The organism is Neobacillus sp. BP17 (assembly GCF_059579525.1).
In genome coordinates, this window is the sequence record NZ_CM184198.1 from 3488838 (window position 1) to 3506093 (window position 17256).

General features: G+C 39.0%; 16 protein-coding genes and 2 pseudogenes. 2 read left to right on the plus strand and 16 right to left on the minus strand.

Annotation, left to right across the window (positions count from 1 at the left end):
• Positions 1-18 precede the first annotated feature (18 nt).
• The 9 genes from pqqE to AC4QJR_RS16845 form a co-directional block, all read right to left on the minus strand.
• A complete protein-coding gene (pqqE, locus tag AC4QJR_RS16805; protein WP_496523603.1) occupies positions 19-1161 on the minus strand; it encodes a pyrroloquinoline quinone biosynthesis protein PqqE in 1143 nt (380 codons plus the stop codon).
• On the minus strand, positions 1136-1480 hold the full coding sequence (pqqD, locus tag AC4QJR_RS16810) for a pyrroloquinoline quinone biosynthesis peptide chaperone PqqD (RefSeq protein WP_496523604.1): 345 nt from the start codon (positions 1478-1480) through the stop codon (positions 1136-1138). The genes pqqE and pqqD overlap by 26 nt, the downstream gene beginning before the upstream one ends.
• 43 nt (positions 1481-1523) lie before the next feature.
• A complete protein-coding gene (gene pqqC / locus AC4QJR_RS16815; RefSeq protein ID WP_496523605.1) occupies positions 1524-2264 on the minus strand; it encodes a pyrroloquinoline-quinone synthase PqqC in 741 nt (246 codons plus the stop codon).
• A gap of 5 nt (positions 2265-2269) precedes the next feature.
• The gene (gene pqqB, locus AC4QJR_RS16820; protein WP_496526701.1) at positions 2270-3202 is read right to left on the minus strand and encodes a pyrroloquinoline quinone biosynthesis protein PqqB; all 933 of its coding nucleotides are present in this window, start codon (positions 3200-3202) and stop codon (positions 2270-2272) included.
• Positions 3184-3438 (minus strand): hypothetical protein, encoded by a 255-nt coding sequence (locus AC4QJR_RS16825; protein WP_496523606.1) that lies wholly within the window; start codon positions 3436-3438, stop codon positions 3184-3186. The genes pqqB and AC4QJR_RS16825 overlap by 19 nt, the downstream gene beginning before the upstream one ends.
• Positions 3439-3855: 417 nt before the next feature.
• Positions 3856-4320, minus strand: a complete 465-nt coding sequence (locus AC4QJR_RS16830; protein WP_251458390.1) for a hypothetical protein — start codon at positions 4318-4320, stop codon at positions 3856-3858.
• Positions 4321-4440: 120 nt separating this feature from the next.
• A complete protein-coding gene (locus AC4QJR_RS16835) occupies positions 4441-6369 on the minus strand; it encodes an outer membrane protein assembly factor BamB family protein (RefSeq protein WP_496526702.1) in 1929 nt (642 codons plus the stop codon).
• A gap of 289 nt (positions 6370-6658) precedes the next feature.
• Positions 6659-7840 carry a methyltransferase domain-containing protein gene (locus AC4QJR_RS16840; protein WP_496523607.1) on the minus strand — a complete coding sequence of 394 codons (1182 nt, stop codon included), beginning with the start codon at positions 7838-7840 and terminating at the stop codon, positions 6659-6661.
• 214 nt (positions 7841-8054) lie between these two features.
• Entirely contained in the window at positions 8055-8942 is an 888-nt protein-coding gene (locus tag AC4QJR_RS16845; RefSeq protein WP_496523608.1) for a LysR family transcriptional regulator, read from the minus strand.
• Positions 8943-9068: 126 nt separating this feature from the next.
• Between AC4QJR_RS16845 and AC4QJR_RS16850 the strand changes: the two genes are divergently transcribed.
• On the plus strand, positions 9069-9806 hold the full coding sequence (locus tag AC4QJR_RS16850; protein ID WP_496523609.1) for an SDR family NAD(P)-dependent oxidoreductase: 738 nt from the start codon (positions 9069-9071) through the stop codon (positions 9804-9806).
• 84 nt (positions 9807-9890) lie between these two features.
• Complete coding sequence (locus AC4QJR_RS16855) at positions 9891-11153, plus strand: MFS transporter (RefSeq protein WP_496523610.1); 1263 nt, start codon at positions 9891-9893, stop codon at positions 11151-11153.
• Positions 11154-11219: 66 nt separating this feature from the next.
• Here AC4QJR_RS16855 and AC4QJR_RS16860 read toward each other — a convergent pair whose 3' ends face one another.
• The 7 genes and pseudogenes from AC4QJR_RS16860 to AC4QJR_RS16890 all read right to left on the minus strand — a co-directional run bounded on the left by AC4QJR_RS16860 (position 11220) and on the right by AC4QJR_RS16890 (position 16907).
• The gene (locus AC4QJR_RS16860) at positions 11220-13145 is read right to left on the minus strand and encodes a PDDEXK-like endonuclease domain-containing protein (RefSeq protein ID WP_496523611.1); all 1926 of its coding nucleotides are present in this window, start codon (positions 13143-13145) and stop codon (positions 11220-11222) included.
• A 257-nt stretch (positions 13146-13402) separates the two neighbouring features.
• The gene (locus AC4QJR_RS16865; RefSeq protein WP_496523612.1) at positions 13403-14818 is read right to left on the minus strand and encodes a nuclease/transposase family protein; all 1416 of its coding nucleotides are present in this window, start codon (positions 14816-14818) and stop codon (positions 13403-13405) included.
• 4 nt (positions 14819-14822) lie between these two features.
• Positions 14823-15194, minus strand: a pseudogene (gene tnpA / locus AC4QJR_RS16870) (IS200/IS605 family transposase).
• A gap of 82 nt (positions 15195-15276) precedes the next feature.
• Positions 15277-15879 carry a hypothetical protein gene (locus AC4QJR_RS16875; RefSeq protein WP_496523613.1) on the minus strand — a complete coding sequence of 201 codons (603 nt, stop codon included), beginning with the start codon at positions 15877-15879 and terminating at the stop codon, positions 15277-15279.
• On the minus strand, positions 15842-16087 hold the full coding sequence (locus AC4QJR_RS16880) for a hypothetical protein (protein ID WP_496523614.1): 246 nt from the start codon (positions 16085-16087) through the stop codon (positions 15842-15844). Before AC4QJR_RS16880 ends, AC4QJR_RS16875 begins: the two co-directional genes overlap by 38 nt.
• 6 nt (positions 16088-16093) lie before the next feature.
• Positions 16094-16201, minus strand: a pseudogene (locus tag AC4QJR_RS16885) (AAA domain-containing protein); the annotation flags it as partial.
• Positions 16152-16907 carry a DUF4011 domain-containing protein gene (locus tag AC4QJR_RS16890; protein ID WP_496523615.1) on the minus strand — a complete coding sequence of 252 codons (756 nt, stop codon included), beginning with the start codon at positions 16905-16907 and terminating at the stop codon, positions 16152-16154. The pseudogene AC4QJR_RS16885 and the gene AC4QJR_RS16890, both read right to left, overlap by 50 nt.
• Between the last annotated feature and the right edge of the window lie 349 nt (positions 16908-17256).

Sequence of the window (17256 nt, forward strand, 5' to 3'; positions counted from 1 at the left end):
ATATATTTTATTAGAGTTTTATGTTTTTTTTGATGCGGGTTTGTCTAGCTGAAATCTCCGATAGATGATAGGTGATGACTGTATAATGGGGGTGCAATTAGCGTCTTGTACAGCTTTTTCAATCAGATAATGTTTTGGAGCCCATTGGCAGACTGGATCCGTCGCATAAGCGTCCCCAGTTAAAGCAAAAGCCTGGCAACGGCACCCACCTCCGTCTTGGTGTCTTAGTTCACACGAAAGGCAGGGTTCTGGCATCCATTCTTCACCGCGGAAATGGTTAAAAGACTCTGATTCATACCAAATATGACTTAGAGACGAATCAAGAACATTTTCAAAGGAAAAACCCTCAATCATCCCGGCTGTCGGGCAAGGAAGGACTGCCCCATTTGGTGCTACCGTTAAGCCAATCGTCCCCCATCCCCCCATACAAGGCTTAGGTGCCTGAGCATAATAATCAGGAATAACCCAAATGATTTCGATTTTTTTCCCAATGCGCGCTTTTGCGGCGTCATAGATTTCACGGGCACGCTCAATCTGAACACGGCTTGGCAACAGCTGCTCCCGATTCAGCAATGCCCAGTTATAATACTGTGTATTCGCCAGTTCCAGACGTTCAGCCCCCACCTCCTCGGCGAGTTTAATAATCTCATCCAAATGATCAATATTCATTCGGTGCAACACGACATTTAATGATAAATACAATCCGGCTTCTTTTACCGCTTTGCACGCTTCCCTTTTCTTGTCAAAAGCTTTAAAACCGCCGATGATGTCTGAAAGCTTTGCATCGCCTGCCTGAAAGCTCACCTGCACATTTTCCAGTCCGGCATCACAGAGCCGGGCAGCCTTTTCAGTTGTTAATCCCATGCCGCTGGTTATGAGATTGGTATACATTTCTAATTTATTTGCATGGCGGATAAAAACTTCCAAATCGTCTCGTAAAAGAGGTTCTCCACCGGAAAAATGAACTTCTACAACTCCCAGATCAGCCGCCTCAGACAAAACACGGCACCACTCCGCGGTCGATATTTCCATTGCCTTTGAAATCATTTCTAAAGGGTTCGAACAATATGGACAATGCAAAGGACAGCGATGAGTTAACTCCGCGACCAAGGAATATGGAGGGGGAGCCCCCTTATTATTCTTTGTTATCGACTGAACCATGTTTATGGATCACCACCCAACCCTGATCCTCCATTTCCCGGAGAAACTCAGAAATATCTGCCTTCATCGTTTTCAAATCAGGCAGAGCACTTGTATCTGCAGTTTCTGTGTCTGCCAGTAGGGAAGCCCTTATTTTTTCAGTGATGGTGTTCACGGTTTGTCTTCCGTCACATAATGTAAGAATAGTTGCAGCCGTTTCGTTCAAGACCACGACCTTTTCCGGTAACAAAAGAAGATTCTTCTCCCTCACCTTATCAAATTTTAATCGTGCCTTTGCTGCGAGTCTTGGAATACTGTCAGCTAAAATTGACTCCACCACCTTTCATTTATTCTTCGGTGAGTGATAAAATCATCGTTCACTCTTATAGGGGATATGCGTTTTCGATGGCATCAAGTTGTGTCCACAACACATCACACTTGAAACGCAGTGCGGCAACAGCCTTCCTTTGATCTTTCGGAGTTTGGCAATAGGTAATCACAAGTTTAAGGGCTGTATCGGCATCGCGCGGTGCCTGTGAAAGGCGATTTTGAAAATATTCCAGTCCTGCACGGTCAATCCACGGATAAAGGCGCTCAATAACCTTCATTCTCTTTGACATTAAATCAGGCGAAAACAATTCGGTTAGGGAGGAAGCGACGGCTTCGATCCATGGTTTTGTCCTCGCGAAGTTTACATAAGCATCCACGGCAAATCGAACACCCGGAACGACTCTGACTTCCTGTGCAACTTCTTCCCGGGATAACCCCACAGCTTCACCAAGCCGAAGCCATGCTTCAATTCCACCTTCTTCCCCTTGCGTTCCGTCATGGTCAATAATTCGCCCAATCCATTCACGGCGCATATCCCTTGATGGCAGCCTAGAAAGAATAGCTGCATCTTTAATCGGAACTGATTTTTGATAATAGTACCGGTTAGCCACCCAACCGCGGATCTGTTCTCTGCTTAATTTTCCTTCATGCATCGCTACATTAAATGGATGTTTGTCATGATAAAAGGAACTTCCAACAGCTTTTAATTGCTCTGTGAATTCATCCCTCGTCCATAATTCTTCCTTTGTTTCATTTAACACCTTTTCTAGGCTAACGAAATCACCTTGATCCAAAATGTTCACACCTCCACTTCCATACCGTCATAGGCAATCTCAAAACCAAGCCGTTCCAATGTATGCCTTTCTATTGAGTCCTTATTTAGAATCGGGTTGCTGTTGTTAATGTGAATCAAAATTTTCCGCTTGGCTGAGTATTTGGCTAGCTTTTCAGCAATGCCCGATGGCCCGCTAATTGGTAAATGTCCCATATTTCTTGCATCGCGCTTAGTTGCACCCATCTCAACCAATTCAGTTTCTGACCAAAAGGTTCCGTCAACCATCAAGATATCCGCCTTCTGAAAGCAAGCTTCTATAGCAGGGGTGATCCTTTCTAAAGTAGGAAAGTAAGCAAGGCATCTGCCGGTACTCTCATTATGAAGAACTAGCCCGACCTCCCAACAATCTCCGGTGTCATTCTCCTCCTTATTTGACCGGGTATAAAGCGGTGGTTTTTTAGAAACGGGGACCGTCTCGATGACGATGGTTTCTTCTTTTCCTACACCCGTAGGTCCTATTCGCTTGCGATGATCAGGGTGAAGAGACTGCCAATCCCATGAACAATAGTTTTCCAGTAGGGGTAACACCGGAAAAAATGACTGCAAACTCTTTCGTACAGTCTCAGTTCCATAGATGGTTAAACAAGAACCCTCCCGTAATGACAATAACCCAATCGTATGGTCAAACTCGGCATCGGTTAAAATAACACCAGCCAGCGGAGTCTCTCTTATACCTGGACCCGGATGCAGGGCAGTAAACGATTCAATCTGTTTGTGAACATCCGGTCCCGCATTTATGAGATACCAATCCATTTCATTCGCACTTACAGCAAGCGATGATTGTAATAACGGCTGGTGCGAATCGTTTCCTTCGCGGACACTATGGCAATTTGGACATGCACAGTTCCATTGTGGAAAGCCGCCACCAGCCGCTGCTCCTAAGACTTTAATTCGAATTTGGCTTCAGTCCTTTCACTAGAGACTTGAATACCTTCTTTGCCAATATCCCTACGTTTACCTAATGCCCTTCCAACTTGCCACCCAATCGCCATATTCACTACAGCCATGAGGGGATACAGGAGATAGTCACCCAATGGTTCTGGGAGCAGGAGATCGACGACCAGCCATCCTCCTGCTATTGCACAACCAATAATCACGCCAATTATTGATTTTAGGTAACCCTTTATTTTCATATGCCCTACCTCCATTGATTTATAAAACTATTAAATGCATGCGCAAGCAGGCTGTGCTGCTAGTCAATATAGGCATACATTGTCACCTCAGGAGATGTATTGATCACTTCATACTCAGGCTTCACCCACATATTTGCTACCCCCTTTCATGACACCCACATTGAAACCTGCGCGGGAGTGTCTGATTTACCCTTTCAAAATAATCATATGTAGAGAAATATCTCAAAATAACCTTTATTTTGACATGAAGTTGTCCTTATATGGCATTGGTTTTTGCAATATATTGCAAAAAGGGACAAGAACAAAAAAAGAAACAACCTGAGTCCGGATGATGATTGAACTCAGGTTGATTACGTTATGATTATCTACTTACTAATATAATGATTTATTAAATGATCTAACTCACGTTGTTTTATCTCAGTACTGACTGCTCCTTAAATGAAAATTAACTGTCCATTGTCCATTTTGATTCATTATTCCATGTGTGTGAAATGACAATTCAGAATTATCTGATCTGTAATGTTGCAGCTGTGCTATGATCGTTCCTTTATACTCATTATCACTTATTTTCTGAAACGATTCTGATTCCTCACGAACTAACGTATTCCCAATCCAAATATACGGGTTCCCAATCAAACTTTTAGTATCCGGACTAACTGGAATATTTGAATTTGTGGTTATCGTATAATGCAACTGAATGTCTTGGCCGTGGTTTATGATCGAATAATCATTGATAGTTAACCTGATTCCGTTATCCTCGGATGAACCTAAGCCATTACTTGACTGAGCATTGGTCAATGTTGGATAGGCAAATCCAAAGAGTAAGGAAATGCATAAGGCGGCACCAATGAATCGCACGGTATAAATCGGTAATTTCCTCATTTTAACACCATCCTTATTTTTCGTGAATATCTGATGTTTCGCCAATTTATAATTATCCTTTTAAGAAACAATCTGAGTCCGAATAAGAGAATCAGACTCGGATTGTTTCAGGAGTAAAAATCATTTCTTTTTGGATAGCCATTCCGCTAGTGCTTCAGCCTCTGCACCTTTGGCCATACCTGCTGGCATGCGGTCGCCGCCATTAAGAATTTTATTCAAAATGTCCTCTTTAGACATCGTTTTACCTATGTGTTGAAGATTTGGTGCTGTTGCGCCTTGAAGATTATCCCCGTGACAGGAAATACAACTTTTTTTGTAAACCTTTTCCGGATCGATAACAACGTCTGCTTCCCCTTGTAATTTTGCATTTTTATTTATAGCTCCAGGTTTTAACTTACCTCCGAGACCATAAACAACAACTTTCGTACCACCAGTAATGACTGCAACATATTCTTTGCCGTCAACAGTATATATGGAAGGTGCCATTTTGATTTGTTTTCCTCCACTTTGCATGCTCCATAATACTTTACCTGTCTTAATATCAAGAGCATTTACCTTTCCATCCAATTCTCCGTAGAAGGCAAGACCGGCAGCCGTACTTGTGAATCCGCCATACATCGGATCCTTTGTTTTATTTTGATATACCTTTTTCCCTGTATTCATATCAATTGCTGTAATAGTACCAGAAACTTCCACATCCTTTGGTAAAGGAAGGATCTTTGTACCTGGGAAGGTATTATTATCTTTTGCAATCTCTTCTGCATCTTTAGCGGCTACCATTAAATTAGGACTATTAATACCTGGAATAAGCACATAGTTGGTGTCAGGGTCATATGTCTGTGGAGCATAGCTTTCTCCACCTGGAGTCCCTGGCCATTGAAGTACAGCTTTACTCTCATCGCTTGGTACGTCCGAATTCTGGATTTTTACAAATGGTACCCCATCATAAATAGTCTTCCCTGTTTTTGCGTCCCACGCATACCACTTTCCATTCTTACCGCCTTCAACCACAACCTTTTGCTTTTTCCCGTCGACCTTTGCATTGAGAATCATCGGTGTTGCCGCAGCGTCATAATCCCATATATCATGATCAACTTGAGTAGAATACCACTTCAACTTCCCTGTTTTACTATCTAAAGCGGTGATAGAATCGGTATATGGATTTTTTCCTTTTCTATCTGCATCGTAAAAGTCCGGAGCTGGATTCCCTACTGCAAAATACATCATATCAGTTTCTGGGTCAAACGACATCGGTGTCCATACGGAACCACCCCCCGTAAATTTACCTTTCGCCCAGCCCGTTCCTCTTTTAGGAACGGTCCAAAACGGCTCTTTCCATAGCGGTTCCAGGGTATCTGCTTTAAACGCCCAAACAAAACCTCGTGTACCATTATCACCGCCGCTGCTTCCAACGTAAACGTTGCCATCATAATACATCGGAGCTGAAGATTCATAGTATCGGTTTTCTAATTTGATAGTAGGTTCATGATCCCAAAAGTTAACCATTTTTAACAGTTTTCCGTTCTTCGCATCCAGTTTGGCCAGCCGATTATCGATCATCAAGACAAATACATTCCCATTGGCCACTGCGACACCCCTGCTTGCCACATTGGACTGCCATGGCAAACCATTAATATGATCAAGTATGTCCTTGGGCGGTGTCCATGCCCAAAGCTTCTTTCCACTTGCGGCATCGATTGCAAACACATGATTTTTCGAACTAGTCACATACATGACCCCGTCGTGGACGACAGGGAAATCTTCTTGTAAATTTGGAACATCCTTATTCCAATCTAAGATATCCTGCTGCCATGCAATCCCCATTTTTTTCACATTATCTTTTGTAATCTCTTTATAGGGCACATGTCGGGTATGTTGAAGGTCATACCCCCAATTTGGGAATCCTGTCACATCTTCCTGATTTGCCTGGTTGGATTCCTTGGTTTCCTCTTTTTTGTTTTTTGCATTATTCTTGTCATTATTCGACTGACAGCCAACTATAACCATACTCGCTAGCAAAACTAAACCTAATGACTTTAAATATCGCATCACGAAAATACCCTCCTGACATTATGAAATAATACATCGATTTTTGATGATGAATTTTTCCACTTTCAGACTTTAAACCTCCTTAAGTTATTCAAATTTTTATAAGAACATTGGTATAATTACCTAAGGCACAAAAATTATGCAAATAGTGACTAATTCTTCCTTCCCTCTTTTAGTTTAATTGTACTGTTGGATGACCCATTACATACAAAAACCCGAACAATGGACTTGTTTTAAAATGTCCATTGTTCGGGTTATAGTTAAAATAGCATGGGGATTGTAGCTGCTGCTATTCTGGTCGTTCATCCAAGGTGTGATACCGAACAAACGGACCAAGGTGACCGAACTCCCCAACCGCCTCCTCCATCAACCGGTGTGCCTCTTCATATGCGCCGGCAGGTAAAATATCCAATTCATGATACCCCATATTTCCATAGTTATAGACAAGCAAAAACCTATCTGTCTCCCAAAGCTCAAGTCGAAACACATGCCAATGGTTCCTCACTTTCAATTGAATCCCTGTGTAGAATGTTTTCTCCCCCAGCTGTTGATAAGCAAATTCCGCTGTCCCTCCTTTATAGGACCTACCCTCCTCAAATACAAGCGGGTAACCTTTCGTATATAGGTGTTCCATACCTTTCAAGGTTTCAAGACTGGTTTCCCTTTTTGTGGCCACAATCACAGGAGACAGCCTATCTACTCCTATTTCATGGTATTCGATGGTACCACTGTCATCCCACTGAATATGTAAATCCGCATCCTGAAGCACATTTGCCCACCTTCCGAGATCTGCGGAATTTTTCAATTGTTCGCAAGAGAGAAACAATCCATCCTCCGTTAACAATCGATGGACGATTTCTAAATAACGAGTGTCACCATAAGTTGGATTCTCCTTCATGTACTCTTGAAGTGACCAATAGTTTGAAATCATGATAGGCCCCATAATCTCATGAAAGGTCCGTGATGAAATGATTAAATCAAAAGAATTCAGGGAAAAGTGCTCAGTTACCTCCGTAAAATCCATTTGGTAAAAACTCACGTTATTAAGCCCTTGCTTTATGGCCAACTGCTGTGCACAATGAATTCCATTTCGACACTGTTCAATGCCAACGATCTCCGCATCTGGAAAAATCGAGGCGTACCAACAAGACAGCAACCCATTATCACACCCAATTTCCAAAATCCGCTTCGGCTTTAAATGAGTTTGCTGATTGATCCAGTTGAGCAAGGACTGATGGAAATTCATCGTCCATGATTCTACCGCCAAACTGAAGGCCAGTGTTCGGTTTTTCACTTCATATAGATTCCCTTTTAGTTTGCGCTCCATAATGGGTTGGAGTTCCTTAGCCAAGAAGGAGTCAACCTCGGTTACATGCCTCCAAAAGTCTTCTTTGGTAAAGCAGTTTTTGATACCCAGTGACTTAAAATAGGCAGAAACACTTTGTGACTTTAATTTGTTATCTATAAACATAGTATTATCTCCAGTTTAGGCGTATTTAGTTTGTTTAACAGGGCCAGCGCCTATTGGTTGGTATTATTATCTGGTACTAATTATACCATAAAAAAAGCTTTACTCCTTAGTGGAGTAAAGAAATAGTTAAATAGAATTCTTCACAATCCAAAAATATACCTTCTTATTCATGAAAAGCAACCGGTTGTTGAATATCTTAATTAAAATATATTATTTATAGATTTTTATATTCCTGAAAATAGTTAATACAATGCTCAATGAAAGCTTGTGATATTTTTGTCGGATATAAATATTTATGCTTTAATAAACCAATTGTACGTTTAAAATTTCCGTTTTCAATTTTTAGATGCTTGATTTTATCTTCATATAAATGAACCGATGTTTCGGGTGTAAATGCAGCCCCTCGACCATTTTTAACAAGTTGTAATATGGTAGTAGCTTCTTCTACTTCTACTTGATAGAAAGGTGTATATCCTACCGATTTGCAAAATTGGTCAGTAAATTGACGAAAACTGTATTGCTTTCTCAGACCAATAAATGGAAGATTATCTTCTAAATCGATTAGGTTAATTGTCTGTGCATTTGCTTCTTTGAATGATTTTGGCACAGTTAAATATATTTCTTCTTCAAATAATGGCACCCACTCAACATTCGAATGATTAATATTTTCTGTTGTAATACACACATCATATTTTCCATTTTCAATAAACTGCTGCAGGTTTTCTTTCGATAATGGAACTTGCTGACATCTTACATTGGGATAGTCATTAAAAAATAAATCGATAAGATTGGTAAAAGTATATGGAAGTGTTGTAACGATTGATAAGTTTCCGCTTCCTTCCTTTCTTCTCTCGTTTAATGAATGCTCTAGATTGGTGACTTCCGAAAAAATCCGCTCTGCTCGTTGAAATAAAAATCTCCCATTATCGTTTAGTGAGATCCTCTTTCCATTACGGAAAAATAGATCCATTTGTAATTCAGATTCTAAGTTCGTTATTGCCTTACTTAAAGCTGGTTGAGAAATTAAAAGTACCTTAGCAGCAAGCGATATATTTTCCAATTTTGCTGTTGTATAAAAGTATCTCAATTTTATTAGGTCCATTCTTCCCTCACTCTATATAACTTAAGGTTATATATAAATAACTTTTTAGTATTTTTCATTATAACTAATTGTGTATAAAATGTGAACGTAAACGTTATCGAAAATAAATTTTAGGAGATGTCATAGATGAGATTAAAAGACAAAGTTGCAATTATTACAGGTGCTGCATCTGGTATGGGACAAGGTGAAGCAATCCGCTTTGCTAAAGAAGGCGCAAAGGTGGTTGTGGCTGACTTAAATTTAGAAGGTGCCCAAGCAGTAGCCGAAGAAATTAAAGCATTCGGTGGAGAAGCGATTGCTTTATCGGTAAATGTTATGAAAACTGAAGATATTTTAAACTGCGTCAAAGTAACAGAAGAAACATTTGGCCCAGTTGATGTATTAGTAAATAATGCTGGTGTATTTGACAAATATGCGAAGTCTTTAGATACAACGTTAGAACAATGGAATTTCCTATTAAATATTAATTTAACAAGTGTATTTGAATTCTCGAATGCTGTATTACCAAGCATGATTGAACGTGGTACTGGTTCAATCGTTAATATTGCTTCAGTTGCAGGACTTGTTGCAGGAAAAGGTGGCGCTGCTTATACTGCTACGAAACATGGTGTAATTGGATATACAAAACACTTGTCCTCTGAATATGCTCGCTACGGTATTAAAATTAACGCAATTTGCCCTGGTACAATTGAAACACCTTTAGTTAAAGATGTTTTAGCTGGCATTCCTAAAGATTTAGTACCAACTCGTACATTTGGACAAGTAGATGAGGTAGCAGATTTAGCAGTATTTTTAGCATCTGATGAAGCAAAATTTATGAGTGGAGCAATTGTTCCAATTGATGGCGGATTCACTATTCAATAATAATGAAAGACTCTCTTTTACTGATCAAAAATTACAAATAGAGAAGCAGAAGTTAGTGCTTCTCTATTTTTATGAGGTGAACATATGAAAAGCCAAGGAAAAATACATTATGCTTGGTGGATAATGGTAGCAAGTGCCGCTATTTACGCAGCTAGTGTAGGTATTATCGTTAGCTGTGCGCCAATCTTATATCGTGCAGTAGCAGTTGACTTAAAAGTTGGTGTTTCTGAAATTAGTTTATATACTTCGTTAATGTATTTAACAATCACGATTTTATTACCTTTTGCCGGGAAAATATTGAACAAGTATGATATACGTTATATTTTAACTGTTGCTGGAATTATTAACGCTTTAGCATTTGGTTTAATGGGTACTTATCATTCAGTTTTCCCATTTTATATTTCGGGAATTGCGTTAGGGATTGGTAGTACATTCTTAATTTACGGATCTATTCCCTTAATCATGAACAACTGGTTTAAAGCAAAAGTTGGTACTTCTTTAGGAATCGCGATGGCATTTATGGGTATCGGTGGTGCAATCTTCGCTCAAATTACAGGTGTCTTGATTGAATCTATTGGTTGGCGTTCAACCTACATCGCATTGGGTGTTATTGTCGCAATATTAATCTTACCATTCACAATTTTTGTTATTCGCTCAAAACCAGAACAACTAAATATGACTCCTTATGGTGCAGATGAAGTGGATGCTAATGTTACTAATGTAAAAAAAGCTCCTGAAACGGGTGTCTTAAAAAGTGTAGCAATAAAATCACCAGCATTTTATCTAGTGCTGTTATTTACGGGATTATTTGGTTTGGCTTCAACAGTTAGCTTCCACGTACCAAACTTTGTACAATCGGTAGGATTTACTGCTGCAATGGCAGCTACAGGAGTAACTTGTGTAACGATTGGACAAACAGGTGGTAAATTCTTACTTGGAGCAATTAATGATAAATTCGGTATTAGAGCAGCCCTATTTATTGGGATTGGTGGTGGAATGATTGGTGTAGTTGCATTACTAATATCTGATTCATTCGGAATTGGTATTCTTTATGCTGGTGCATTACTATTTGGTATTGGGTTCTCTGGATCTACCTTACTTCCTCCAGTAGTAATTCGAGAGGTATTTGGTGGACGTGATTATGCATCAATTTATACAACCATTATGTCAGCTTCTACGTTAGGTGTGGCAATCGGTACAACATTATTCAGTTATCTTTATGATTCAACTGGTTCTTACTATATTGTATTCATTATTGTAATCGCACTCTTTATTATTACTATTTCTTCTAGTCTATTCTCTCTAAACTGGAAGAAAAAATTTAATACTAAACCTTTAAACACCTAAAAAAGAGAGTGCAAGGTAATCCCATATTAATGGCACTTACCTTGCACTCCGTAAATAATATAATATTTAATTGCTAACTTTCTCTTTAACAGTCTCCTTCTTCAACAGTTCCTTCACCTTCTGATCAATTCTCTCAACCTCTGCTGATAAGTTCTTCCACCAGTTTCGACTCCAAATCCGTTCGATGGTCCAGCCTCTGCTTTCTAGGAACCGCTGGCGGTAAACGTCTCTTTCCTTCGCATTTGCGGAGCTGTGATACATGGCTCCATCGCACTCGATTCCCAATATATATCGGGAAGAATCCTGTGGGTGAACAATAGCCATGTCAATTCGGTATCCTGACATCCCCACCTGAGTGGTAACCTCATAGCCGAGGTTTTGTAGTTGATGATACACTTGCTCTTCAAACGGGGAGTCGAAGTGTAATTCTTTTTCCTGAACATGAGTACTTACATTTTCATTGACTTCTTGGACAACAGCATTGATTTGCTCCACTTGTGAATTGGAAACAGCCCTTACATATTTTAAATAGGCCTTCAGCAATTTCGGACCTATTTGCGAAGTGTTTGCCACATTCAGTTCTTCTGGCTCAATACTTGAAACCACCGTGATTCCTTCTTTAGCCCGTGTAACCGCAACGTTCAGACGGTTTTCGCCGCCCTTTTGATTCAGCATCCCAAAGCGGTTATACACCTTTCCTTCCTCGTTTTTCGCATAAGCGATCGAGAAGAGGATCATATCCCTTTCATCCCCTTGCACATTTTCAATATTTTTTACGAAGACGCGTTCATCGAGATCCCTGGTTAACATTTGATTATAAACAGAGCTAAATTCCTCATCTTCACTCACTAGTTTATCAATCTGATCTTGAATTTTCGATTGCTGCTTGGAGTTAAAAGTGATAATCCCTACGGTTTTTCCAGGCTGATGGATTAATATATCTTTAAGAATGTTGACGACTTCAATCGCTTCCACTTCATTGGACTGGTTAACCCATCTTCCTTCGACTTTTTTCCATTTTATCGCTGGTGGATTTTTAAATGGAATCACATTGGGTGCTATTTGTACATGCCCGTTGTAAAATGCATGATTGGAATAATTGATTAACTCTTCATATTTAGAGCGATAATGCCACTGAAGCAGCCTTTCAGAAAACCTTCTTTTCGCTAAATTTAGCAAACTAATGGAATCATCCGTATCGTATTCTTCTTCCTCATCGTCATCATTAACAAACGAGGACTGAAAAAGATTAGACGGTGGCAATTGTTTCTCATCACCAGCAATAATGACTTGTTTAGCCCGGTAAACTGCCGGAATCCCACTTTCCACCGTACACTGGGACGCTTCATCGAAAATAACTAAATCAAATAATCCTTCTTGTAATGGAAAAATAGACGAAACAATCTCCGGTGAAGCGAGCCACACAGGCATAATATCGACAAGACCATTGCCGGCAAATTCATTCACTAATCTCCGTAGAGGCCAAACTTGCCGCTTCTTACCAACCTGATGTTTCAGCTCTCTTATATTCCTTGGATGAGTAGTCTGAACGGTATCCACTTTTTTGGTAAGGTTATGAATTAAAAACTGTGTCCCAACCTTCCTTTTTTCCTCAATAAGCCCCGCAAAGGATTCTCTAATTCTTGAAAATTCATTCGTTGAAATTTTCTGGACCTGCGGATGTTTCCTTTCCGTTTGATCAATCCATTGGACGTAGGCGGAGTTTTTGAATAAATCCACCCAGTAATCAGAAAGCGTTAATTCGTTCTTTGCCGTTTTCTGTTGAAGAAGCAGCAGCACTTTCTTCTCTACCTCAGAACATTGATTCCAGTATACATCCATTAGCTGCAGTTCTTCAAAATCACGATGGATGTATTCAACCATTTTATCTAGTTCATTTAACGGGATATCACCTTCTGATATTCTCGTTTTTAAACTGTTTACTTTTGAATCCTGGAGATATTTTTTTAGCTTGTCTACCTCTTCCGCCATTGCTTTTCTGACACTTACCCATCATAAATGAAGGGGGTTCCACCTTTAAACAACCGTGGCTCTTCCAAATTCTATATTTACTATAAAAGATGGACTTCACTTTGGTCTAAAAGGCTTCGACAGCCGAAATCGTTCTAATGCAAATAATCAAAACAAGATTATTTACATGGGCTCGGATTCCCTTGCCACTCACAACTTATTGACTGTTTCGGGGTATGTCTGCACCGAGAGATTTAACCTATTAATCTCTTAGGAATTTATACACCAAATGTTGAGATCAATTTTCTTTCTACTTTCATGTTTTTTAAATTGGTAATGCAATCATTTAAAACATTGGAAAGTTGAAACCACTCTTTTTCAGCCTGTTGAAGAACTACTTGATTTGATTTTGTTACATATCTAGCTAAAAATGCACTGTATAAATCACGTTGTGCCACGACCCCGCATTCACAGATATGCCAGCGTTCCTTGAGTCTTTTTTTCTTAATAGCTCCATAATGACAGGTCTGCGATAATCTTGTGGAGTAAGTCAGAAACTCTCGAAAATTGCCACCCTGTGCTTCCACTTTTCGTTTTAACATTTTCAAAAACATACTTGGTGCTTTTCTACCGATACTTTTTCCGAACATTTTTTGAAAAGCTTTATAGGAGAGTTTCTCTGTTTGAATGGAGGACGCTAGTTGTAGGATTTGATTGGTATCTCGACCATGGAGCTGTTTTCTTACTTCTTTAATTTTACGTTCCAATTCTCTGTGTTCTGCACGCGTTTTTATGTATCTTTTGGAGGTGATCCACTTCTTTTTACCTTTTTTCATCACGCCATTGCTTTGATAGTGATTGGGGTTATTGGCTCGTCGTTGCCGATCCATTTTCCGATTGATTCGTTTATTTTCCTTATCGATTACTACCACTTCTTCACAAAATTCCTTTAATTCGGCTTTCGATTCCCCTACAATTGCAATCGTGGAAGGACCAATGTCTAGTCCAACCTCTTCCTTACCTAATTCATATTTACGATGGGGGGAGCCTTCAAGAATCAATTGAACATAAAAACGATTTTTCCCCTTCACTTCTTTTTTAATGAGTCGACAATACTTTATTCTATGGTTTAGGGCATGTTGCATCCATTGATCGTTGGGGTCGATGAGGCATTTTAACGAAAGTGTTTTCCCGATAAAAACATACCCATTCGAGTAAGTTAGAAAAGTTTTGTTGTTTTTGCCTTCTAAGGAGACAAATTCCCCCTTTCGTTTAAACCTTACCTTTTTCGCTTTCTTAAAAGCAAATTTTTGCACAGCCTTAAAAGCTCTAGTTGAGAGTTTTTGACATACGTGGGTCCCTAAATGTTCCGCAATAAACTTCGATGAATTCTTTGTTTTTGTCCCGAAGGATTGGATCGAATAATCTGTAAAACTAAACGTCGCATTAAGATGTTTAAAATTAGCTCTACGCTTTTCTATATCTATTTCCGAAGTTTTAGATAATCGGACAGTCTCCTTATATAATTTGGTGTTTTGAATAGCCTTAATCCGCTTCAAACCTTCTCCTAAACAAGCATTATAAAGCTGTCTACCACAATCAGATAACATCAAAATCACCTTTTCTTCCTGTGCATTCGTTCTTAATCGAATCGTTGCGATAAAAGAAGGCGTTCTTTCGGTAGATGCTACCATGGTTTTACACTCCTCCTTGATTTTCTATGTACTGTTTTACAACATCTAAGGGTGTTCCGCCAACAGTAGAAACAAAATAGCTATTCGTCCATATAGAAGGAATTCTACTTTTTAACCATGGGAATTCGTTACGTAGGTATCGAGAACTTCTTCCTTTCATCATTCTTATAAGTTTATTAATTCCAAATTGCGGATTGCATTCAACAAGTAAATGAACATGATCTGGCATATTGCAACCTCTAATAGAATAGATTTAAGCCTTTCAACTACTCCATCTACCAATACATTCCTTCTATAATTTAGGACACCAAACCACATGATATTTACAAGAATACACTACATTATTATTACTTTTATATTGAATTAGATTTTTCATATCATTATTATATCAATTATTCTATCTAATACCAATAGAAAAGGAACGTTTGTTCTAAAAATAAATAAATAAATAAACAAACTTACTCCATACATGAATGCAGGGGCTTGCGGTTGTTTCTTTTTGTCACTTTGCCCAACTGATGCATCATAACTAAAGATTTCTTGATCTTAAGCCATTCTGACGAACTTGTTCCTTTAATTTTTTTCCCATCGAGTAATTCTTCAATAATGTTCTTACCCGAAACGGAGGTCCACCACCAAAGTCTTAATCCTTGTAAGGTTCTTTTCGTGCCATCCTCTAAATCGGGATAAATCTTCTCCAACTTATTTTCGATAAGCCAAGTGTAGGCTGGCGTAATTTTTTCATGATCTAGGGAGTCAATGTATTCTACCGCTTGTTTCGCTTTATCGACCACATCATTCAATAGCTCGATTGCTTCCAATTTTTCTTTCATATTAAAATTTGCGAATGTTTTACGCTCTTTAAGCGGGAAATCCTCATCACCAAAACGATCATACCATTCCGCATAGGTGTACACTTTTTCAGAGATATCCACTAACAAATCTTTATTTATAGATGACAGCACCTCATGAAGATCAACAATTTGCGTGGTTTCCACGATTGGCTTCGCTAATCCATACAAATCATATAATCGTAGTCCAAATTCCTGATAACTGTACAAGGCAGAAGCAACTGTTCAGTAACTCTTCTTGTGTGGATAATTTATTGGAAGTAGAAAATAACTGATTCATCGCATTTTCAAAAGACACCTGATTTTTCTCTAGAACCGCTCCCACTTTTGCATAAAGCTTTTTGCGATCATTCTTTTCATCATGGACAAGTGCAACATGATTACTTAAGCCCAATCCATCCAGACAAACGCCATCCAAAGCCGCACGCTTCTGACAAACAACGAGTACCTTCTTCTCTTGTTGAAGCGCATCGGTAATGAGATTAACAATGACTTGAGATTTGCCTGTTCCAGGCGGTCCATGAACAACAATCCCCTTTTTTATATCGAGCTTCTTGAATAATCTCTTCTTGTGACCCGTCCGCTTGTAATAGGTTTAAAATGTCGGGGGTATTATTACTCGCTTTTTCTGTTTCGCTCGGTTCCCCATCAGTCTCAAAATCCTTATCCTGCGGTTCGATTAGTTCCCCAGCTAAGGATAGATCACTTTCTTCTGATCGGACAATAAGTTCCTCATAATCTTTAACAAGCGAAGACCCGCCTTGTGGGAAATTCCCGATGACCGCATTCTCCAACAAAGTGAAACCTGCCTTTTCCGGAACCTCTTCTTTTCTATATTCTTTCAGTTTGCTAATACCCCTAGGTATAAATGACACATTCATTTCATGATTTTTTAAAAATTGGAGCCACTCTTCATAGTTATACTTCGTTGCTAGTTCCGCAGCTTGATCAAAGAAATCTTCTGTATATGTTTGGTTATTTAGCTTTTTAAATGCTAAGAACAACGTCCGATTGATTTGAGGACCACCTTCATCTATTTTAACCACCCATTTTTGAGCGTTCACATTGTTCTTTTCAAGCCTTATCGGATATAAAAATAATGGCGCTTGAAAAAACGTTCCATCGGACAACGTGCCTGACAAAAACGGAAAACCCAGGAAAAAATCATGAATACCTGTTTCCTCTTCAATTCCCTTAATATTTCGATATAAATCAGTGAGTTTTCTTGAAAGACTCATTGAAAGTTCATTATTAATTGTTGGCTTTAGTACTTCATTAATCGAATTGAACGATTCCGTCGACTAATGTCATTGAGCTTGTCCCTCATACGTATTAACTTGTCTTTCATTCCAAGACCTCTTTCCAATGTTCAGTATCCATTTAATAATCATTATACATACAAATATAATGGTTATTCTTGTTTGGAAAAGATAATTGATTAATTGAAGAGCAAAATTTAGAAACTTATTAGAGATACTGGTTTAATTTGAAAGTATCAGTTCAACTAATTGATATCTTATTGAATATCTTATAGAAGATCTATGTTGTGATTTTTGCAACAAAAAAAGTAATGCAATTACCTTATAA